This is a genomic window from Nocardia sp. NPDC004123 (assembly GCF_053603795.1).
The window spans coordinates 79,166-99,470 of the sequence record NZ_JBSGGG010000033.1 but is presented as its reverse complement, the minus strand read 5'-3'; the positions used below and the strand labels follow the sequence as shown (position 1 = coordinate 99,470).

Here is a 20,305-nt window from a genome sequence, read left to right as displayed (position 1 = left end):
TCGGAACGACGATCAGGGGGTGCATGACGTGATGGGTAACGATCGGGCAAATGACTCGGCCAATGCCGAACAGCTGGCCCAGCGATACCGGTCCCTGGTGGATTACAGCCCCGACGGGGTCGTGGTCCACGAGCGTGGCACCGTCGTCTACGCCAACCCGGCAATGCTGCGGCTGCTGGCGGCCGCAGATCCTGACGACGTGATCGGGCAACCGGTCACCAATTTCGTCGAACGAAGTTCCGTCCCTCCCATGCTCGACCGCATCCGCCGTCTCACCATCGCGGGCACCGCGTCCGACCCCGCCGAGATGACACTGATGCGATGCGACGGCGGCTGCGTCGACGTGGAGACCGTGTCGGTGCTCACCGCCTGGCACGAACACCTCGCCTACCAGGTGGTGGTGCGCGATCTCACCGCGCAGCGCCGCGCCGAGGCCGCCCAGCAGCGCGCCGAACAGTTCTTCACCACGGTGGTGTCGCAACTGGATGAGGGGGTGGTGGTGATCGACCGGCACGGGCGCATCGAATCCGCCAATCCGGCCGCACGACGCATCTTCGGCTACGACTCCGACGATCTCGTCGGCACCCACATCTACGACATCCCGCTATCCCTGCTGGACGCCAATGCCCAGCCCATGCCCACGTCCTGGTATCCGGTGATCCGTACCCTCGCCACCGGAGAGACGGTGACCCGCTTCGTGTTCGGGCTCGACCGGCCCGACGGGCAGCGGCGCTGGCTCTCGGCCAACAGCCGGCTGCTCAATCCCAGCGATCCGGAGTCGGCGGCGGTGTCGTCGTTCAACGACATCACCGAATTCCGGGCCAGCCGAAGGCAATTGGAGTACCAGGCCACCCACGACCCGCTCACCGGGCTGGCCAATCGGGCGCTGGTGCTGTCGCGGCTGGCGGCGGCGCTGGGCACCACCGAGACCCTGCCGGTGTCCAGCGTGCTGTTCATCGACCTCGACGGGTTCAAGGCCATCAACGACACCCTCGGGCACGCCATCGGCGATACCGTGCTGCAGATCGTGGCGCAGCGACTGCAGCGCGGGCTGCGCTCCGAGGACATCGTGGGCCGGATCGGCGGTGACGAATTCCTGGTGCTGCTGTCCGGCCGCACCCTGGGCGACGATATCGACACGCTCATCGCGCGGCTGCGCCAGACCATGGCCGAGCCGATCATCGCGCGCGGGCACCGCATCCAGGTCGACGCCTCGATCGGGGTGACGGACCTGTGCGTGGGGGACGATCGCAGCCCGGAGGCCGTCCTGCACGATGCCGACGTGGCCATGTACCAGGCCAAGCCGCCCAACCATCAGAACGGAACCCTCGGACGCCGCAGCGACAGCACCCACGCCTCCTGAACCTGGCAGTTTCAGGGCCTGTTACCTGGCGGTACGGCGCGCGAGGGAATCGCGAACTAGAATCGACAACTCTGTTCTCGATGCTTCGCGCCCCGTACCCAACACGGCGGACGTGGTGAACAAGGAGTTCCGTTTTGCCCGACCTCACCGAGGAGCGTTCCGTGTCCGATTCCGCTAACGCGGCTTCCCCGGACCTGGAGCGCGAGCAGCAGTACCTCACGAAGCTCTACGAACAGCTCGACGGCATGCGCGCCTACGCCCAGCGGCGGCTGCGCACCGTGCTGCTGGAGACCGGCGGCACGCCGCAGGCCCGTAGTGAGCGCGAGTCGTTCACCCAGCTCTACTCCGAGGACCTGGCCAAGTACGACGCCGCCGAACACGGCCTATGCTTCGGCCGCATCGACATCGCCGAGAACGGTGACAGTGAGCACCGTTACATCGGGCGCATCGGCATCCTCGACGAGAGCGCCGATTACGAGACGCTGCTGCTGGATTGGCGCGCTCCCATGGCCCGCCCCTTCTACCTCGCCACCACCGCCGCGCCCGACGGCGTGACCCGGCGGCGGCACATTCGCTCGCGCAACCGCACGGTCACCGGGGTCAACGACGAGTATCTGGACCTGGATGCCGCGCAGCGCGCCGGGGTGATCGGCGGCGAGGGCGGCGTGGGCAGCGAGAGCGCGCTGCTGGCCGCGCTCAATGCCGCCCGCACCGGGCACATGAACGACATCGTCGAGACCATTCAGAGCGAGCAGGACGCCATCATCCGCTCGGAGCACAAGAGCGTGCTGGTGGTGCAGGGCGGGCCCGGCACCGGCAAGACCGCGGTGGCACTGCACCGCGCGGCCTACCTGCTGTACACCTACCGGCAGCAGCTGGACAAGGCCGGCGTGCTCATCATCGGCCCGAACTCCACGTTCCTGGATTACATCGGCCAGGTGCTGCCCTCGCTGGGTGAGACCGGCGTGCTGCTGTCCACCGTCGGCAACCTGTATCCGGGAGTGCAAGCGACACTGGAGGACTCGCTGCGCGCCGGGGAGCTGAAGGGCTCGCTCGACATGCTCGAGGTGCTCAAGAAGGGGGTGCGGGACTGGCAGGAGGTGCCCCGGGAGCCGATCCAGCTCTACTTCGACGGCCACCAGCTGGAGCTGGACCGCAAGATCGCCACCAAGGCCCGCGGCCGCGCCCGCTCCTCGCGCCGCCCGCACAACCTGGCCCGGCCCGTCTTCGCCGCCGCCGTCGTCGACGCGCTCACCGATCAGCTGGCCGCCGCCATCGGCTCGAACCCGCTGGGCGGGCGAAACCTGTTGAGCCAGACCGATCTCACCGAGATCCGCGACGAGATGCGCGCCGATCCCGAGATCCAGCGCGCCATCGCCGGACTGTGGCCCATCCTCACCCCGCAGCAGGTGCTGGGCGGGCTGTGGGCCGACCCCGAGCGCTTGGCCGATGCCGCCGGGCAGCTGAGCCGCGCCGACCGGGCCGAGCTGTACCGGTCCGACAGCGGCGAGTTCAGCGACGCGGACGCGCCCCTGCTGGACGAGCTGGCCGAACTGCTCGGCATCGACGACAGCGAGGAGCGCGAGCGCTCCCGCCGCCGCTGGCGCGCCCAATTGGCCGAGGCCCAGGACGCGCTCGACATCCTCACCGGTTCCGCGCCCCAGGATCTCGAGGACGACCTGGATCCCGAGCTGCTCATGGCCTACGACCTCATCGACGCGTCCCAGCTGGCCGAACGCCAGCAGGTGCGCACCCGGCAGACCACCGCCGAACGCGCCGCCGGCGACCGCACCTGGACCTACGGCCACGTCATCGTGGATGAGGCGCAGGAGCTTTCGGCCATGGCGTGGCGAATGGTCATGCGCCGCATCCCGAATCGCTGGATCACCGCCGTCGGCGACGTGGCCCAGACCGGCGACCCGGCGGGCGCCTCGTCCTGGCAGCAGGTGCTGGAACCCTATGTGGCCAAACGCTGGAAGCTCACCGAGCTGACGGTCAACTACCGCACCCCGTCGGAGATCATGGCGGTGGCGGCGGACGTGCTGACCGCCATCGACCCGGCCGCGCCTGCGCCGCGCTCGGTCCGCGACTCGGGCTTCGAGCCCACCGCGACCCGGGTGGCGGCCGCCGAGCTGGCCGACGAGATCAAGCGGCTGATCGCCGCGGAGGCCGAGCATCCCGGCACCACCGTGGTCATCGCGCCGCACGACCTGGCCCCGGAACTCGCTCACCTGACCGATGATTCGGTGCGCGTGCTCACCGTCCACGACGTGAAGGGCCTGGAGTTCGACGCGGTCATCCTGGCCGAACCGCACCGGATCCTCGGCGAATCGCCGCGTGGCCTCAACGACCTGTACGTGGCGCTCACCCGCGCCACCCAGCGCCTGGCGGTCGTGCATTCCGCCGACCTGCCGGAAGTCCTGCACCGGCTGCGCTGACCAGGACGGCGAACAGCGAAGCGGCCGAGCCCACATGGGGCTCGGCCGCTTCGCTGAAAGGGGTCCGCTCTCCTGGAACGGAGGTTCGCTCAGCGCACGGTGTGCACGATCAGCACGTCGCAGCGGGACTTGCGGGCCACGTCCGACGGCACCGAGCCGAGCAGGCGGCCGGCCAGGGTGTTGAGGCCGCGGTTACCGACGACGAGCAGGTCGGCCTCCACCTCCTTCACCAGGTCCAGCAGCGACTCGACGGGCTCGCCGACGACGGCCTTCTCCACCACGTTCACCGCGCCGACGGCGACGGCCTTGTCCCGCGCGACGCGCAGGATCTCGCTGGTCGGCGCGGAGCCGCGCACCTGGTAGGCCTCGTCCTTCAGCACGTCCGCGGCCGCGGCCACATCGCGGTCGTCGGTCGGGAAATACGCGCAGGCGATGTACAGCGTGGCGCCCTCGTCGCCGGCCAGAGCCGCGGCCCGCTCGACGGCGACGTACGACGAGTCCGAGCCATCGGTACCGACGACGATCGTCCGGTAGGCGGTCATTTCTCCTCCAAGTACAAGGGTCGGGGCCGCGGAATCCTCGACGGTGGGGTTTTCACCGCGGCAACTTCGCCTGACAATAGCGGCATAACCGGCGGAAATATTCGATATCGCAACACATCACACTTCCGTGGCGTGATCGGATCCGGGCACATTCCGGTTCCCGCCGCGAAGACAGCCCGGGCTACCAGCGAATTTCCCGAGCGCCGCGACGTAGCCCACAATATGCCAACGGTGTTGCCTCCCTGGGAGATTCGTCACAAGCCCGATATCCCCCGGACCGGCCGCGGGCCGTTCGTTGTGACACCGCACAACGAACGGCCCGCGATACAGTGACTTGGCCTTACCTCACAGCTCGCGATATTCGGCCCACAACCAGCCGAGAATCGCGCTGAGGATGGACATGCGATCCTCTTCTCTCCGGCCGATCAATGACGCGCAATACTAACGCGCCCGGATCGGATCAGAGGCTGAAAAGCGGTCCGGTGAGCGTCAATCCGAGATCCCCGCCGGTGTGGGCGAAGAAGGCGAACAGCATCAGCGCCGCGCCCGCGAGCGCGATGTCCTTGTTGAAGTTGACCATCTCGGTCTGCTTGGCCTCCGCGTCGGTCTCCTTCCAGAAGGGATGCATGAGGAGGGCGGTCGGCACCAGGAAGACGAGCAGCAGCAGCGTGCCCAGGTCGGCCCAGACGCCCAGCAGCACGCTCAGCCCGCCGGCCAGCAGCAGCACACCCGATGCGGGCACCGCCAACTCGGCCATGGGCACCCCCTTGAACTGCGCGTACTGCACCATCGTCTTCCGCTGCGCGAAATGCCCGAAGCCCGAGCCGAGGAACAGCAGTGCGAACAGGATCCGTCCGATCAATACCAGCACGTCCATAGCCCGCTCCTTCGATGATCGATATGTCATTGGGTGACACGGCAACCAACTTCTGGGGTACCGACATTATTCCCGGACCAGCAGTTGTCAGGATGGTAACGAGATGCGGGCGTATTCGAGCGGAGGCAGCCCGATCTCCTTGGCGAACTCGTTGGAGAAGTGCGCCTGATCGAAGTAGCCGAGCTCGACGGCCAGCGCGGCCAGGTCCGAGGTGCGGCCCTCGGCCAGCAGATGTGCGCCGTCCTGGAGGCGATAGCGGCGCAGCACCCATTTCGGGCCCGCACCGACATAGCGGCGGAACAGCCTTTGCAGGGTTCGGACGGGAATGCCGAAATGCTCGGTGACCTGGTCGACCCGGGTCAGATCGCGATCATGCTCCATGGCCTCGATGATGGCCAGCACCTGGCGGTAGGCGGTGTCGTCGCCCCCACCGGCCTCCTCGCGCCGGACCCCGACCAGGAAATCCTCGATCAGATCCCGGCGGCGTTCGGCATCGGCGGTCGCAAGCACGGCCTCGGCGAGGGCGTCGGCCGCCAGGAAGATATCGGTTGCCGGGACCGAGGTATCACTGAGTGCCCCGACGTCCAGGCCGGTGAACGCGCCGAAGCCGCCGGCCCGGAACTTGACGCCGAAAGTCTCACCCTCCCCGGCCAATTCCCGCACGTACTTGGTGGTCCACACGCCGGTGACGAAGGCGCCGGTGCGTTCGTGGGTGCGCTCGAAGGTGAGGTTCACGCAGGGGTACGACAGCACCTCGGCCTGGAAGGGCGGCTGGCCCCGGCGATCCCAGCGCACCGCCCAGTACCACTCGACATAGCGGGACACCCGCGGGCTCGCGGGCAGCCGGGAGTGATTGTTGGCCTGGTTCTGCTGACGGGGCCGCAGAATGCCCTTGGCGGTCTCCGGCGGCGGCACCGGCCGCGGCGAGAACCGGCCTCCGGCAATGCTTCCACCGCCTCCTTCGGCAGTGTTTCCACTGGTCATCGCGCCTGTCGCTTTCTTACAAGACCATCGCCGCCGCGGCGGCGAGAGTAGTGCGCATGAGCAACGCAGTGAATCCGATCCCCGAGGGCTACCACTCCATCACCTGCTTCCTGGCCGTCCCGGACGCCAATGCGGCCATCGAGTTCTACTCCGCCGTCTTCGGCGCGAAGGTGCTGAGCCGCAACGATCTTCCCGACGGCCAGGCCGCGCACGCCGAACTCCTCATCGGCGACTCCACCATCCAGGTCGGCATGCCCATTCCCGACGAGGGCCTGCGCGCCCCCGCCGACGACTGGGTCCACACCAGCGTCGTCCACTACTGCCCGGATGTGGACGCCGTCTCGAAGCTGGCCTCCGAGAACGGCGCCCGCTTCGTCGCCGAACCCGCCACCTTCGTCACCGGCGACCGCTTCGGCCGCGTCATGGATCCGTTCGGCCACCGCTGGATCGTCATGACGCGAGTTGAAGACGTCTCCCGCGAAGAGGCCGAACGCCGGGTAAACGAATGGATGGCCCAGCAGGCCTGACAAAGCGACTCCCCCGCCCGGCAGACCATCTGCCGGGCGCGGAGCCTTGTCCGTCATCCGCGTGTGCGTTCGGCTGGAATCCAACCGATTTGCCGTGAATCCCGGCCGAGAGCATGTGGTCATGACAAGGGTCACTGCCGTCGGTCGCGCGGCCGGCCGGCCACCTGCCCGCCGAAGGTCCTTGCGCCGCAGGCTTTCTCTCACGACAGGCCGGCGGCGTCCATGCCGCGTAGTTCCTTCTTCAGATCGGCGATCTCGTCGCGGAGTCGTCCGGCGAGCTCGAACTGCAGCTCACGGGCCGCGTTCATCATCTGCGCGGTCATGTCCTTGATGAGATCGGCCAGTTCGGCGCGCGGCATGTTCTTCACGTCGCGGCCCTCGTAGACACCGGCACTCACCGCCCGCCCGGGCTCGCCCTGGGCGCGGCGGCCGCGGCTGACATTGCGGCCCGAGCCGCCCACCTCGACCTCGGTCTCCTCGGCCTCGCGATACACCTGGTCGAGAATGTCGGCGATCTTCTTGCGCAACGGTTTCGGGTCGATGCCGCGCTCTTCGTTGTAGGCGATCTGCTTGGCCCGGCGGCGTTCGGTCTCGTCGATGGCGTGGCGCATGGAGTCGGTGATCTTGTCCGCGTACATGTGGACCTCGCCCGAGACATTGCGCGCCGCACGACCGATGGTCTGGATGAGGCTGGTGGCCGAACGCAGGAAGCCCTCCTTGTCGGCATCGAGAATCGCCACCAGTGAGACCTCGGGGAGGTCCAGTCCCTCACGCAGCAGGTTGATGCCGACCAGTACGTCGTATTCGCCCAGCCGCAGCTGCCGCAGCAATTCGACACGGCGCAGGGTGTCGATCTCCGAGTGCAGATAGCGCACGCGCACACCGAGTCCCAGCAGATAGTCCGTGAGATCCTCGGCCATCTTCTTGGTCAGAGTGGTGACCAGCACGCGCTCGTCGCGCTCGGTGCGCAGCCGGATCTCGTGTACCAGATCGTCGATCTGCCCCTTGGTCGGCTTGACCACCACCTGCGGATCCACCAGGCCGGTGGGCCGAATGACCTGCTCGACGAATTCGCCTCCGGTCTGGCCCAATTCGTACGGGCCGGGCGTGGCCGACAGGTACACCGCCTGCCCGATCCGATCGGCGAACTCCTCCCAGGTGAGCGGCCGGTTGTCCACCGCCGACGGCAGCCGGAAGCCGTACTCCACCAGGTTCCGCTTGCGCGACATATCGCCCTCGTACATGCCGCCGATCTGCGGCACGGTCACATGCGATTCGTCGATGACGAGCAGGAAATCCTCGGGGAAGTAATCCAGCAGCGTGGCCGGCGCGGTTCCGGCGGCACGGCCGTCGATATGCCGCGAATAATTCTCGATACCGGAGCAGAAACCGACCTGCTTGATCATCTCCAGGTCGTACTGGGTGCGCATCCGAAGTCGTTGCGCCTCCAGCAATTTGCCCTGCTTCTCCAAATCCGCGAGCCGCTCGTCGAGCTCCGCTTCGATATCCCGCACGGCCCGCTCCATGCGTTCCGGGCCCGCCACATAGTGGGTGGCCGGGAAAATCCGGACCATATCCACCTGACGCACCACATCACCGGTGAGCGGGTGCAGATAGTAGAGCGCCTCGATCTCGTCCCCGAAGAATTCGATGCGCACCGCCAATTCCTCGTAGGAGGGAATGATTTCGACGGTGTCGCCGCGCACCCGGAAACTACCGCGGGTGAACGACATGTCATTGCGGGTGTATTGCACATCCACCAGCAGGCGCAGCAGCCGATCACGATCGATCTCGGTGCCGACCTCCAGCTGCACCGACCGATCCAGGTACGACTGCGGCGTGCCGAGGCCGTAGATGCACGACACCGACGCGACCACCACCACATCCCGCCGCGAGAGCAGGCTCGACGTGGCCGAGTGCCGCAGCCGCTCGACATCGTCGTTGATCGAGCTGTCCTTCTCGATATAGGTGTCGGTCTGCGCGATGTAGGCCTCGGGCTGGTAGTAGTCGTAGTACGAGACGAAGTACTCGACCGCATTGTTCGGCAGCATCTCGCGCAGCTCGTTGGCCAGCTGCGCGGCCAGGGTCTTGTTCGGCGCCATGACCAGCGTGGGCCGCTGCAACCGCTCGATCAGCCAGGCCGTGGTGGCGGACTTACCGGTACCGGTGGCCCCCAGCAGCACCACATCCTTCTCGCCGCCCCGGATGCGCCGCTCGAGCTCCTCGATGGCGGCGGGCTGGTCACCGGCCGGCCGATGTTCGCTGACGACCTGGAACTGCCCGTCGACGCGCTCGACGTCGCTGATGGGCCGGTGCTCGGAATGAGCCAGCGGCAGGTCGTCCGGGATCTCGGTTGCAAACGCCATGACCCCAGCCTAGGACCCCCCACCGACAATCCCGCCTCGCAATCCCGCCTCGCAATCCCGCCTCCCCGCGTCTTCAGCGGACGGCTGAGAGCCGTTGACAGTGATAACCCGTGCCGGCGGTTGGGTGCCGAACCGATTCTGGTCGTCCCCGGCGAGTTACCCTCGGCTCACGAAATCAGTTGTCGCTTCGGGCGCGGTTGCCGGGGGTCTAACTCCGAGTCGGCGGCGTCGCCGCTGCTCGGTTCCCCATGGCACGCACACGGTTTCGTAAACCATCGGTAAATGTCCGAATTGACCGTTACCCCAAGGGTTTTCGTGTCGGCGGTGTCGCGTAGATCTCAGTCGGTTCACGACGGTTTGAATCGCGGTTCCCGGGTGTACTCTGAGCTCGCTGGTCGCACGATTCGAGAAGAGGCAGGGCGATGACCGGTCTGCATACGCCACAGCGGAATTCCACTAATGGCGCACACCCCTACGGCACGATCGGCAACACCCCTGCGGTGTCTCCGCATCGCCCAAGACTCGAATACTTCAATCTCGCGGATCTGTCGTGGACCGATTATCGCGGGTTTCTCCACCCCGTGGAGCGTTTACATGCAGAACCGTTCGGTCTGTATATCGAACGGACAGTGGACAACCCACGTTTCCACTACATCGAGTCCTGGCTGCTGCCCGAGCTCACGCTGCGCGCCACGGTCTACCACCTGCGGCCCGGCCACGATCGCAGCCAGACCTACTACCTCGACATCGGCGAGTACGGGCCGTGCGAGGCCAAGAAGTGGCGGGCCGAGAGTCACTACCTGCACGTGGTGGCGCGCCGGGGCCAGGCGCCCGAGCTGGTCGGCATCGACCAGCTGCTGAGCGCCCATGCCGCAGGGCATTTCGACACCGCGCGCACCCATCTCGCCATCGAGCGGGCCACCGCCGTGGTGGACGGCATCGCCGGCTGCGGTCACGATGTCGACCGCTGGCTGGCCGGCCAGGGCATCACGCTCAGCTGGCTGTAGAGGCAAACGCGCCCGGTCCGTGCGGCACGGACCGGGCGGGCTCGAACGGGTCTGTCCGTCCTCCGACTAGCCGGACAGGCTCGGCAGCAGTCCGTTGAGGCCGCAGCCGAAGCTACCGAAGCTGCTGGCCGGATCCACCTGCACGGTGATCGACTTCGAGATGAGGGTCTGAGTGGCCTTCAGCTCGTGCGAACCGGCGGTGCTCGGGGTCCAGTTGATGGTGACCTTGTTGCTCAGCAACGAGGGCGACACCGGGCTGCCCGTCAGCTCGACGCCATTGTCGGTGAACGACACCGAGGTCAGGCGGTCGACCTCGACGCTCGCGGTGAGCGTGTAGGAGCAGCCGACATTGTGGGTGGAGCCCGAGACCTCCAGATTGGACGGCCAGGCACCGGCCTGCGGAGCGACCAGGACGACGGTCCCGGCCACCGCGCCGAAGGTCGTCAATCCCATGCCGACCCGGCGAGCACGGGTTGTGTGTGCGTTCATGCAGTACTTCCCTTGGGTTGAGGCACCCGCCCAGGCGCGGCGAGTGTCGTGCGCGACGAAACGGCGCAGCCGCACATTAGCGAAACACGACCGCTTCAGATCGCGTTTTCGGAAAATTCGCCCCGGTCGGCGCCGGATTCCAGCAATCTGTCGGCGACGCGACATTCGCTCCCCTGGACGACCGCCGCCCGACACGCGATGCTGAATGGCATGACTCGGGCACCCGCGGTAGATCTGCACCGACCCAAGGTGGAGTACTTCAATATCGACGAGCTCACCAATATCGATCCCAAGGGTTTCGTGCGGCAGGTGGAGCGGTACCAGGTCGAGCCATGGGGGATGTACATGGCCCGCACCTCCGACCATCCCGAGTTCCACTACATCGAATCCTGGCTGCTGCCAACGGTGTCCATCCGCGCCACCGTGTTCCACTTCACCCCCGCGCACCGGCGCGACCAGGACTACTACATCGACATCGGCGAATTCGCGCAGGTGGGCCCGAAGCAGTGGAAGTCCGTCGACCACTACCTGGATCTGGTGGTACGCCAGGGCCGCGAGGTCGAGCTGCTCGACGTGGACGAGCTGCTCGCCGCGCATGCCGCCGGCTACGTCACCCTGTCCGAGGCTCAGCAGGCCATCGAGTCGGCGACCGCGACCATCGACGGAATCGCCGCGCACGGCCACAGTTTCGAGGACTGGCTGGCATCCGAGGGCATCACGCTGACCTGGATGTAGGCCCGAGACAGAGGGGCCGTCCGCACCGAGGGGTGCAGACGGCCCCTCTACCGTCGAGGCGGCGTCGGCGGCCGGGTCAGACGCCGAGGATCAGATTGACCGGGCGGCCCGGGTCGGCGTTCGCGTGCAGCCGCTCCCCCGCCGCAAGATCCACCCCCGATGCGGCGAGCAGCCCGTCCCCCGCGGCGACCGGCGGGAAACCGATGTCCGTCAGCCGATCCCGCAGGCCGTCCACGGCGGCGCCGTCGGCGACCGTGATCCGGATGTCGAGGACATCGGCGGCCGGTTTGCCCGCCACCGCGGTCGGCCCGACGTGTTCGATGCTTCGCGCGTCCGCGCCGCACGCCACGGCGAGCCGCGCGATCACCCGCCGGGCCTGCGCGGGCCACTCCGGATTCGCCTCCGCCACGGGCAGTTCCGGCCGAGCGGCGGGCGTGCGGGTGCGCAGGTTGCGTTCGAAGGGAACCAGGCGCTCGTCCCACAGCCGGTGCACCGCGGCATCGATGAGGCCGGTCGCGCCATTGTTGTCGAGCAGCACGTCGGCCACGGCCCGGCGCTGAGCGTCGGTGGCCTGGGCGGCGATGCGGGCGCGGGCATCGGCCTCGTCGATGCCGCGGAACTCCACCAGGCGGCGCAGCCGGGTCTCCTCGGCGGCGTCCACGATGACCACCAGGTTCATGAAGGGCGCGAGGCCGTTCTCGACCAGCAGCGGGATGTCCTGCACCACAATGCCGTCCGCGGGGGCGGCGGCGATGAGCTCGGCGGTGCGCCGGCCGACCAGCGGGTGGGTGATGCCGTTGAGGGTGGCGCGGGCCTCGTCCGAGGCGAAGGCCTTGGCGGCCAGAGCCGGTCGGTCGAGGCTGCCGTCGGCGGCGAGGATGTCCGCACCGAAGGCCGCGACCAGGGCCGCCAGCCCCTCGGTGCCGGGCGCGACCACCTCGCGGGCGATGACGTCACTGTCCACCAGTACGGCTCCGCGCTCGGTGAGAATGCGGGCCACGGTGGATTTGCCCGCTCCCATGCCTCCGGTGAGACCGATTCGCAACATTCGTTCAGTCTCGCATCAGCGCCGGTCATCGCGCCCATCAGGGTTACCCCCTCCGGGCTGCGGTTTCACCTGCAAGTGCAGTAGTTGGCCATTCCGTGACACCCGTGAGACCGTTTCGCAACTTTTTCGGCGAATACGGACCGTATGTCGGCAAGATTCCGACACGCCGGGGTGAATGTCGCGCAATATTCGGTGACGCACACTTTTGTTCGGCTATGGTTCGCCGCAGGCGATCTTAGGCCGGTAACACGCAAGAGAAGGAACATCAGTGGGCACCAAAAAACTCCAGACGGGTCGCCACCGTCTGGGCCTGGCGGGCACCGTGCATTGCATCGAGATCCCCGCCGTCGCAGCCGCTCTCGTCGAGCACCGTCGTTCCTGGCTGAGCACTCTGCTCAACCCGGCCCGGCACAGCGTCGCGGCCCAGCGGAAACGGTCGCCCGAGACTCGCGTCGCGCGGCGCTGGGTACCCGCCACCGCCGGCTGATCCGGCGCGGCCGGCCAATCCGCCGCCCGGGTTGATCCGCTCCCCCGAAACACGCAGTGGCCCGGTCCGATTCGGACCGAGCCACCCTTTTGCGTGCGTGTCACGTGATGCCGCTCAGCCGTGCACCCAGCGACACCGGAACTCCTACACGATTCCGCTGGGCCGCCGCCGTGTGCCGGGATCCTGCTTGGGCATGGAGTTCGGCGGCACCGGATAGGGCGTGCCGACGGTCGCGGTGCCCAGGGCGATATTCGGCCCGCACTGCGCCACAGCCGCATCGACCTTCCGATTCGCCGGGGCGAAGGCGGGTTTCGTGGCGTCCGGGGCCGAGGCGAAGTCGAAGGCCGAGGTCATATCGCCGGTCACGCTCCGCCGCCACGCCGTCAGGTTGGGCACGTCGACCCCGAAGCGGCGCTCGATCAGGCGCAGTTGCGAGGTGTGGTCGAAGGTCTCCGAGGCCACCAGGCCGCCGCGGCTGTAGGGCGAGATCACAAAGCACGGAACGCGATAGCCGAGGCCGATCGGACCGGTGATGCCCTCGAACTTCTTGTCCGTCGGCACCGTGACGAACTCACCCGGCGTGCCAGCGGGCGCGGTCGGTGGGGTGACGTGGTCGAAGAAGCCGCCGTTCTCGTCGTAGGACACGATGAGCGCGGTCTTCTCCCACACCGCCGGGTTGGAGGTCAGGATGTCGAGCACCTGCATGATGCCGACCGCACCGAAAGCCGGTGGCAGCGCAGGGTGTTCGCAGTTCAGCAGCGGCGGGATCACCCAGGAGACCGAGGGGAGCGTACCGGCGGCCACGTCGGCGGCGAAGTCCTTCGGGTACTCCGGGGCCTTACCGCGCCGCGCCAGTTCGGAATTCGGGTCGGCGGCCTGCTTGAAGCAGCCCATCATGCCGTCCAGCAGCACCGAGGACAGCGGGCCGATGTCGCGGTTGTTGTAGATCTTCCAGCTGACGCCGGCCTCGGAGAGGTTCTCCGGCATGGTGCGCCAGCTGTAGGCGTTCTGCGGAATCAGCGTCGGGGTCTCGAGCAGCGGTCCGCCGTTGAGGCCGTCCGGATCGATGGTCGCCGAGACCCAGTACAGGCGGTTGGGGTCGGTCGGGCCGAGCACCGAGCAGTGGTAGCTGTCACAGAGGGTGAAGGCATTGGCCAGGTCCCAATGCACCGGGATGTCGTCCTGGGTGTAGTAACCCATTGCGGCAGGGCCGTTTCCGGCGCCGACGGAGGCGATGGACATGGGCATCCAGCCATCGTTGCGGCCGTTGTTCCACGCCTTGTGCATGGCCGGCCAGCTGTGGTCGGGGTCATTGATGCATTCGCCGTCGAGGGTCGCGCCGCGGGTGGTGTCGAGGCGGAAGGGGTTGATGAAGCCGTCCGCGGTCGGGCCGACGCCGGGCGCGTACCCGTACTGGTTCCAGGCTGGGGACGGGTCGTCGAAGCCGCGCACGCCGGACATGGCGCCGAAGTAGTGGTCGAAGGACCGGTTCTCCTGCATGAGCAGCACGATGTGCTCGATGTCGCCGAGCCCGCCCATGCCGGCCGGATCCGCGGCGTAGGCCCGCTCGATGATCGGTCCGGCCAGTGCGGCGAGCGAGGCCGCACCGCCCGTGGCCATGGCTTTCGCCAGAAAGTCGCGCCTGTTGATTCCGGCGAACACGCCCATGCTCCGGTAGTGCCTTCCCGCTAGGAGTGAAAGGAATTGAACGCGGCGAACACACCCGGTCGCCCGTCCAGTTCGCATCCAACCTTCGAATGGTGACGGCTCAGCGAACCATTCGTAACCGTAGTGAGTCCAGTCGTGGATTCCTGACAGTGACTTGCACCTCATTGCCGGGTCGGCCTAAGCTGTCGGCCATACCTGAGAGTGACTTTCAGGTATCGACCGTGGGAGCCTCCATGACCAGTCCGGCGCTCGCCGACCCGCCCCGATTCCCGGACTCCGCACCGCGATTCGGCATCGTCGGACGCTGGGGCGAATTCATGGCCCGGCATTCCCGAATCGTGATCGGCGTGTGGCTGGTGCTGATCGTGGCGTGCGGCGCGGCGTATCCGGCCCTGCACGCGCGACTGGGCGCACCCGACTACAGCGTGCCGGGATCCGCGTCGGCCACCACCGAAGACCGCGTGGCACAACACTTCTCGCAGCTCGGCGCGGAGCAGGACCTGATCGTGCTGCATTCGGACCGATACACCGTGGACGACCCGCGCTTCCGGGCGGCCATCGAGCGCGTGCTGGGCGCGGCCCGCGGGGTGCCCGGCGTCGCGGGCGCGATCGGGCCGTTCGAAGGCGACGCGAGACAGCAGATCTCCGCCGACCGGCACACCGCGCTGGGCATCGCGGGGATCGACGGCGGCATGTCCGACCGGATCGACGTAGCCGCCCGCCTGCAGACCGCGCTGACCGCCGCCTCCGATGCGGAGGTGCGGGCCGGCCTGACCGGATACTCACCGGTCGAGGGCGAACTGATCCGGATGGAGACCGCCGACATCACCCGCGGCGAGGCCATCGGCCTGCCGATCGCGGCGGTCGTGCTGGTGCTGGCGCTCGGCGCGGCCGTCGCCGCCACCCTCCCCATCTCGGTCACCGCCGCCGGGATCGCGCTCGCCGTGGGCGTGCTGTTCGGGCTGGCCGGTCTGCTGACCTTCGACTCCTTCGTGCTGTCGGTGGCGACCATGATCGGCACCGGCACCGCCATCGACTACGCCATGTTCCTGGTGAGCCGATTCAACGAGGAACTGACCCGGCGCGGGGTGCGGGATCGCAAGGCTCGCCGGGAGATTCGGGCCGCCGTCGGCGCGACCTTCGATACCACGGGCCGCACCATCCTGGCCTCCGGGCTCATCGTCATGATCTCGCTGTGCTCGCTGACCGTGGTCGGCCTGCCCATGCTCGATGGTGTGGCGCTGGGGGTGGTGACCGCCGTGACGGGCACCCTGGCCGCCGCCTTCACGCTGCTGCCTGCCCTGCTGTCCGTACTCGGCCCGGCCGTCAATCGGGGTGCGCTGCCCGCGCGGTTGCGCCCGGCCGAGACCCGATCGACGGCGGCGTCGAGCGCCTGGGCGCGCTGGGCGCACCTGGTGATGGGCAGACCGGTGGTGTTCGGCGTGCTCGGAATGGCGCTGCTGGTCCTGGCGGCACTGCCGATCGCCGGCATCCGCTACGGCATCGACATGGGCCTGAACTCGCTGGGCGATCGGCCCACCGGGCAGGCGACTCGCCTGGTACAGAACGACTTCGGCCCGGGTCTGCTCTCCCCCATCCAGGTCGTCGCCGCCGGACCCGGTGACACCGCGCTGTCCGCCGACGGCCGCACCGAGGTGCTGCGCCTGGTGACCGATCTGGCCCGGGATCCCCGGGTGGCCACCGTGCTCCCCCAGCAGGCCGATGGCCGCTACCTGGCGACCATCGTCCCCAGGGACGCCTTCGACTCGACGACCGTCGGCACGCTCACCGCCGATATCCGTTCCCGCGCAGCGACTGTCGAGTCCGCCGAGGTCCTGGTGGGTGGAACGCCGGCGATGTTCACCGATGTGTCGCAGTTGATCTCACGTGGCTTCCCGTGGGTCATCGCCCTGGTCCTGACCGCCTCGCTGGTCTTCCTGACGGTAACCTTCCGCTCGATCGTGCTGGCGCTCAAGGCGATCCTGCTGAATCTGCTGGCCACCGGTGCGGCCCTGGGCATTACGGTCACCGTCTTCCAGCACGGTGTCGGCCAGGCCGTGCTGGGTTTCCACAGCGCCGGCTTCCTCCAGGTCTTCCTGCCCATGCTGGTCTTCGCCGTCCTGTTCGGATTGTCCATGGACTATGAGGTTTTCCTCATCCGGCGCATGAAGGAGGCCTGGGAGCGCACCCACGACAATGCCACCGCCGTCGCCGAGGGCCTGCAGCGCACCGCCCGGCCCATCACCGCGGCGGCCGCCATCATGGTCGCGGTGTTCGCCAGTTTCCTGAGCGCGGATGTCATGGAGCTGAAGGAGATCGGCTTCGCCCTGGCGGTCGCGGTCGCCATCGACGCGGTGATCGTCCGCCTGATCCTGGTCCCGGCCTGCATGCGGCTGCTGGGCCGCTGGAACTGGTGGCTGCCGGCTCCGCGCCGTCAGCGGAACATGGCCTCCAGCGCGACCACGATGGATTCGACGACGTCACGGTAGACGTCGCGCAGCCGCACGGCGAAACCCGTTCCGGCCCAATGATCCAGCGCCGCCATGGATCCCCAGATGGCGATCGCGGCGGCCAGCCGCATCTGCACGTCGTTGCGGTCGCGACCGGTACGGTCGGCGAGCAGGACCCGGAACTGGTCCTCGAGCTCCCGCATCTGCTGCGCCTGGCCGAGTTTCACCTCGGGAATGGTCCGGACATAGCCCATGCGCAGCCGCGTCCGGTACTCGACCTCATCGGTCACGATCTCGTCGATGAGGACGGGGATGAGCGGCCGCGCGGCCGCCAAAAGGTCGAGAGGAGACCGGGTTTCGCCGCCGCCGACCGTCCGCACGATTTCCAGGAGCTTCGGATCGGTCTCGTCGTAGAGGACCAGATTCTCCTTGGTCCCGAAATAGCGGTAGATCGAACTCGGTGACACCCCGGCGGCACCCGCCACCCGCTCGACGGTGACCTCCCGATAGCCGTGCTCGTCGAACAGCTCCAGCGCTACCCGCTGGATACGGCCCATGGCCTCGATCTTGCGGCGCTCCCACAGCGATGGGCTCGACTCGACGGTGGATTCGGACATGTCACTTCCGAGAATAGCGAAGGTCCCCGAGCCATCGGCTCGGGGACCTTCGACTATCGCTTATCGCGTGTCAGCGAATCAGGCGTTGCCCGACAGCTTCTCACGCAGCGCAGCCAGCTGGGCGTCGCTCGCGAGCGAGCCACCGGCCGGCTCGGAGGACGAAGCCGCAGCCTGCGAACCCGACTCCGAGGAGTAGTTCGACGGACCACCGTTGGCAGCCTCGGCGGCGGCGTCGGCGGCCATCTTCTCCATCTGAGCAGTGTGCATCTTGTGGCGACGCTCGGCCTCGGCGTACCGGGTCTCCCACTCCTCACGCTGCTTCTCGAAGCCCTCGAGCCATTCGTTGGTCTCGGAGTCGAAGCCCTCGGGGAAGATGTAGTTGCCCTGGTCGTCGTAGCTGTCGGCCATGCCGTACTTCGACGGGTCGAACTCGGCGGTGTAGTCCTCGTTGGCCTGCTTCAGCGACAGCGAGATCCGGCGACGCTCGAGGTCGATGTCGATGACCTTGACCATGGCGTCGTCGCCGACGGCCACAACCTGGTCCGGGACCTCGACGTGGCGCTCGGCCAGCTCGGAGATGTGCACCAGGCCCTCGATGCCCTCTTCGACGCGCACGAACGCACCGAACGGAACCAGCTTGGTGACCTTGCCCGGCACGATCTGGCCGATCGCGTGGGTGCGGGCGAACTGACGCCACGGGTCTTCCTGGGTCGCCTTGAGCGACAGGGAGACACGCTCGCGGTCCAGGTCGACGTCGAGAACCTCGACGGTGACCTCGTTGCCGACCTCGACAACCTCGGACGGGTGGTCGATGTGCTTCCAGGACAGCTCGGAGACGTGCACCAGACCGTCCACGCCACCCAGGTCCACGAAGGCACCGAAGTTGACGATGGAGGAGACCACACCCTTGCGGACCTGGCCCTTCTGCAGCTGGTGCAGGAACTCGCTGCGGACCTCGGACTGGGTCTGCTCGAGCCAGGCGCGACGCGACAGGACCACGTTGTTGCGGTTCTTGTCGAGCTCGATGATCTTGGCCTCGATCTCCTTGCCGACGTACGGCTGGAGGTCGCGCACACGACGCATCTCGACCAGCGATGCCGGGAGGAAGCCGCGCAGACCGATGTCCAGGATCAGGCCGCCCTTGACGACCTCGATGACGGTGCCCTTGACGGCCTCGTCCTTCTCCTTGAGCTCCTCGATCGTGCCCCAGGCCCGCTCGTACTGAGCGCGCTTCTTCGACAGGATCAGGCGGCCTTCCTTGTCCTCCTTGGTGAGAACGAGGGCCTCGACCTCATCGCCCACGGAAACGACCTCGGCCGGGTCGACATCGTGCTTGATGGACAGTTCGCGAGACGGGATCACGCCTTCGGTCTTGTAACCGATGTCGAGAAGGACCTCATCGCGATCGACCTTGACGATGGTTCCTTCGACGATGTCGCCATCGTTGAAGTACTTGATGGTCTTGTCGATGGCGGCGAGGAAGTCCTCGGCAGTGCCGATGTCGTTGACGGCAACCTGCGGCGAGGTGACAGTGGTGGGCATGTGTTGGGAGGCTCCGGACGGATTGTGGTCGGTAGTGGACATGTGGACTTTCGGTATTGCTGCGAACAGCAGGCGTTGGAACTAACGTTGGTCATGCACAGCACACCGCTGCGACGCTGCACAACGCTGCCCTGAAAAGCATGCGGACCCACAGCACGATTGTCTGCTCTACGCGGTCTCGAGAAACCGGGTACAGAAGACACTCGCGGAAAACAGCGTACGCGACGGGTGTTGTACCAAGCAAACATGGGTCCCGGCGCGCGGGTCGATAGGGTGAGCCCATGTCCGAAGATCACTCCGTCACCACCGACGATGCCCGGCACGCCGAAGCCAACACCCTCCTCGGGACGGTGGGAGTGACCCGGACCAAGGTCGGCTCGCAGTCCAGTCAGCGCGCCAGCCGCAAGTGGTGGGACGCCGACGCCGCGGCCTACCACGAGACCCACGCCGACTTCCTCGGCGTGGACTCCCCCGCCGGCGAATTCGTGTGGTGCCCGGAGGGATTGCACGAGGGTGACTGGCATCTGCTGGGGGACATCGCCGGCAAGCGGATCCTGGAGATCGGCTGCGGCTCGGCCCCCTGCTCGCGCTGGCTCGCCTCGCACGGCGCGCACCCGGTCGGGCTGGACATCTCCCGCGCCATGCTCGACCGCGGTCTCGCCGCCATGGCCGCGGGCGGCCCCCGCGTCCCGCTCATCCAGGCGGGCGCCGAGGAATTGCCCTTCGCCGACGAGTCCTTCGATCTGGCCTGCTCCGCTTTCGGCGCGGTGCCCTTCGTCGCGGACTCCGCTCAGGTGATGCGGGAGGTCCACCGTGTCCTCGAACCCGGTGGCCGCTGGGTCTTCTCGGTGAACCACCCCATGCGCTGGATCTTCCCCGACGACCCGGGCCCCGAGGGCCTGCGCGCCACCATCCCCTATTTCGACCGCACCCCGTACGTCGAACTCGGCTCCGACGGCGAACCCACCTACGTCGAACACCACCGCACCATCGGCGACCGCGTCCGCGAAATCGTCGCCGCCGGTCTGATCCTCACCGACATCATCGAACCCGACTGGCCCGAGTGGCTCGACCGCGAGTGGGGCCAGTGGAGCCCCCTCCGGGGCGAGATCTTCCCCGGCACAGCCATTTTCGTCACCGAGAAGCCGCGCTGACGGCCGGAGCG

General features: G+C 67.5%; 16 protein-coding genes and 1 pseudogene. 8 read left to right on the top strand and 9 right to left on the bottom strand.

Annotated features, from left to right (window positions below):
- Nucleotides 1–31 precede the first annotated feature (31 nt).
- Together ACWEQQ_RS37930 and ACWEQQ_RS37925 are read left to right on the top strand one after the other, a co-directional pair.
- Nucleotides 32–1,363: a diguanylate cyclase domain-containing protein gene (locus ACWEQQ_RS37930; RefSeq protein WP_452351589.1), complete on the top strand. Its 1,332-nt coding sequence runs from the start codon at nucleotides 32–34 to the stop codon at nucleotides 1,361–1,363.
- A 161-nt stretch (nucleotides 1,364–1,524) separates the two neighbouring features.
- Nucleotides 1,525–3,801: a HelD family protein gene (locus tag ACWEQQ_RS37925; RefSeq protein WP_452351578.1), complete on the top strand. Its 2,277-nt coding sequence runs from the start codon at nucleotides 1,525–1,527 to the stop codon at nucleotides 3,799–3,801.
- Between the two features lie 89 nt (nucleotides 3,802–3,890).
- Here ACWEQQ_RS37925 and ACWEQQ_RS37920 read toward each other — a convergent pair whose 3' ends face one another.
- From ACWEQQ_RS37920 to ACWEQQ_RS37910, 3 genes are all read right to left on the bottom strand, one after another.
- Nucleotides 3,891–4,343: a universal stress protein gene (locus ACWEQQ_RS37920; RefSeq protein ID WP_354846161.1), complete on the bottom strand. Its 453-nt coding sequence runs from the start codon at nucleotides 4,341–4,343 to the stop codon at nucleotides 3,891–3,893.
- Between the two features lie 460 nt (nucleotides 4,344–4,803).
- On the bottom strand, nucleotides 4,804–5,220 hold the full coding sequence (locus ACWEQQ_RS37915; RefSeq protein ID WP_452351577.1) for a DoxX family protein: 417 nt from the start codon (nucleotides 5,218–5,220) through the stop codon (nucleotides 4,804–4,806).
- An 87-nt stretch (nucleotides 5,221–5,307) separates the two neighbouring features.
- Nucleotides 5,308–6,204 (bottom strand): AraC family transcriptional regulator, encoded by an 897-nt coding sequence (locus ACWEQQ_RS37910; protein WP_452351576.1) that lies wholly within the window; start codon nucleotides 6,202–6,204, stop codon nucleotides 5,308–5,310.
- 56 nt (nucleotides 6,205–6,260) lie between these two features.
- On the opposite strand from ACWEQQ_RS37910, the gene ACWEQQ_RS37905 reads away from it, so the two are divergent.
- Nucleotides 6,261–6,731 carry a VOC family protein gene (locus tag ACWEQQ_RS37905; RefSeq protein ID WP_364619470.1) on the top strand — a complete coding sequence of 157 codons (471 nt, stop codon included), beginning with the start codon at nucleotides 6,261–6,263 and terminating at the stop codon, nucleotides 6,729–6,731.
- A 200-nt stretch (nucleotides 6,732–6,931) separates the two neighbouring features.
- On the opposite strand, the gene uvrB is transcribed toward ACWEQQ_RS37905, so the two are convergent.
- Nucleotides 6,932–9,097 (bottom strand): excinuclease ABC subunit UvrB, encoded by a 2,166-nt coding sequence (gene uvrB / locus ACWEQQ_RS37900; RefSeq protein ID WP_364619473.1) that lies wholly within the window; start codon nucleotides 9,095–9,097, stop codon nucleotides 6,932–6,934.
- Nucleotides 9,098–9,726: 629 nt separating this feature from the next.
- On the opposite strand from uvrB, the gene ACWEQQ_RS37895 reads away from it, so the two are divergent.
- On the top strand, nucleotides 9,727–10,104 hold the full coding sequence (locus ACWEQQ_RS37895; protein WP_354846149.1) for a DUF402 domain-containing protein: 378 nt from the start codon (nucleotides 9,727–9,729) through the stop codon (nucleotides 10,102–10,104).
- Between the two features lie 66 nt (nucleotides 10,105–10,170).
- Here ACWEQQ_RS37895 and ACWEQQ_RS37890 read toward each other — a convergent pair whose 3' ends face one another.
- Nucleotides 10,171–10,593: a hypothetical protein gene (locus ACWEQQ_RS37890; RefSeq protein WP_354846146.1), complete on the bottom strand. Its 423-nt coding sequence runs from the start codon at nucleotides 10,591–10,593 to the stop codon at nucleotides 10,171–10,173.
- Between the two features lie 210 nt (nucleotides 10,594–10,803).
- Here ACWEQQ_RS37890 and ACWEQQ_RS37885 point away from each other — a divergent pair, with 210 nt between their 5' ends.
- On the top strand, nucleotides 10,804–11,328 hold the full coding sequence (locus tag ACWEQQ_RS37885) for a DUF402 domain-containing protein (protein ID WP_452351575.1): 525 nt from the start codon (nucleotides 10,804–10,806) through the stop codon (nucleotides 11,326–11,328).
- A gap of 100 nt (nucleotides 11,329–11,428) precedes the next feature.
- Here ACWEQQ_RS37885 and coaE read toward each other — a convergent pair.
- Nucleotides 11,429–12,376 (bottom strand): annotated as a pseudogene (gene coaE / locus ACWEQQ_RS37880) (dephospho-CoA kinase); the annotation flags it as partial.
- A 268-nt stretch (nucleotides 12,377–12,644) separates the two neighbouring features.
- On the opposite strand from coaE, the gene ACWEQQ_RS37875 reads away from it, so the two are divergent.
- Nucleotides 12,645–12,863 (top strand): hypothetical protein, encoded by a 219-nt coding sequence (locus tag ACWEQQ_RS37875; protein ID WP_452351574.1) that lies wholly within the window; start codon nucleotides 12,645–12,647, stop codon nucleotides 12,861–12,863.
- Nucleotides 12,864–13,007: 144 nt separating this feature from the next.
- Here the strand turns inward: ACWEQQ_RS37875 and ACWEQQ_RS37870 are convergent, their stop codons facing one another.
- Nucleotides 13,008–14,531, bottom strand: a complete 1,524-nt coding sequence (locus ACWEQQ_RS37870; protein ID WP_452341194.1) for a phospholipase C — start codon at nucleotides 14,529–14,531, stop codon at nucleotides 13,008–13,010.
- Between the two features lie 233 nt (nucleotides 14,532–14,764).
- Here ACWEQQ_RS37870 and ACWEQQ_RS37865 point away from each other — a divergent pair, with 233 nt between their 5' ends.
- Nucleotides 14,765–17,020: an MMPL family transporter gene (locus ACWEQQ_RS37865; RefSeq protein ID WP_452351573.1), complete on the top strand. Its 2,256-nt coding sequence runs from the start codon at nucleotides 14,765–14,767 to the stop codon at nucleotides 17,018–17,020.
- Here the strand turns inward: ACWEQQ_RS37865 and ACWEQQ_RS37860 are convergent.
- Both ACWEQQ_RS37860 and rpsA read right to left on the bottom strand, forming a co-directional pair.
- Entirely contained in the window at nucleotides 16,966–17,598 is a 633-nt protein-coding gene (locus ACWEQQ_RS37860; protein ID WP_452351572.1) for a TetR/AcrR family transcriptional regulator, read from the bottom strand. The two genes, ACWEQQ_RS37865 and ACWEQQ_RS37860, sit on opposite strands and share 55 nt — an antisense overlap.
- A 78-nt stretch (nucleotides 17,599–17,676) precedes the next feature.
- Entirely contained in the window at nucleotides 17,677–19,140 is a 1,464-nt protein-coding gene (gene rpsA, locus ACWEQQ_RS37855; RefSeq protein ID WP_040856871.1) for a 30S ribosomal protein S1, read from the bottom strand.
- Nucleotides 19,141–19,421: 281 nt separating this feature from the next.
- On the opposite strand from rpsA, the gene ACWEQQ_RS37850 reads away from it, so the two are divergent.
- Nucleotides 19,422–20,294 carry a class I SAM-dependent methyltransferase gene (locus tag ACWEQQ_RS37850; RefSeq protein ID WP_452351571.1) on the top strand — a complete coding sequence of 291 codons (873 nt, stop codon included), beginning with the start codon at nucleotides 19,422–19,424 and terminating at the stop codon, nucleotides 20,292–20,294.
- Nucleotides 20,295–20,305 lie beyond the last annotated feature (11 nt).

Bases quoted from the DNA above. Each gene is read 5' to 3' on its own strand.
- ACWEQQ_RS37865 (WP_452351573.1), top strand. From the start codon at position 14,765: ATGACCAGTCCGGCGCTCGCCGACCCGCCCCGATTCCCGGACTCCGCA.
- ACWEQQ_RS37910 (WP_452351576.1), bottom strand. From the start codon at position 6,204: ATGACCAGTGGAAACACTGCCGAAGGAGGCGGTGGAAGCATTGCCGGA.
- ACWEQQ_RS37920 (WP_354846161.1), bottom strand. From the start codon at position 4,343: ATGACCGCCTACCGGACGATCGTCGTCGGTACCGATGGCTCGGACTCG.
- ACWEQQ_RS37890 (WP_354846146.1), bottom strand. From the start codon at position 10,593: ATGAACGCACACACAACCCGTGCTCGCCGGGTCGGCATGGGATTGACG.
- ACWEQQ_RS37885 (WP_452351575.1), top strand. From the start codon at position 10,804: ATGACTCGGGCACCCGCGGTAGATCTGCACCGACCCAAGGTGGAGTAC.
- ACWEQQ_RS37860 (WP_452351572.1), bottom strand. From the start codon at position 17,598: ATGTCCGAATCCACCGTCGAGTCGAGCCCATCGCTGTGGGAGCGCCGC.
- uvrB (WP_364619473.1), bottom strand. From the start codon at position 9,097: ATGGCGTTTGCAACCGAGATCCCGGACGACCTGCCGCTGGCTCATTCC.
- ACWEQQ_RS37850 (WP_452351571.1), top strand. From the start codon at position 19,422: ATGTCCGAAGATCACTCCGTCACCACCGACGATGCCCGGCACGCCGAA.
- rpsA (WP_040856871.1), bottom strand. From the start codon at position 19,140: ATGCCCACCACTGTCACCTCGCCGCAGGTTGCCGTCAACGACATCGGC.
- ACWEQQ_RS37930 (WP_452351589.1), top strand. From the start codon at position 32: ATGGGTAACGATCGGGCAAATGACTCGGCCAATGCCGAACAGCTGGCC.
- ACWEQQ_RS37915 (WP_452351577.1), bottom strand. From the start codon at position 5,220: ATGGACGTGCTGGTATTGATCGGACGGATCCTGTTCGCACTGCTGTTC.
- ACWEQQ_RS37905 (WP_364619470.1), top strand. From the start codon at position 6,261: ATGAGCAACGCAGTGAATCCGATCCCCGAGGGCTACCACTCCATCACC.
- ACWEQQ_RS37870 (WP_452341194.1), bottom strand. From the start codon at position 14,531: ATGGGCGTGTTCGCCGGAATCAACAGGCGCGACTTTCTGGCGAAAGCC.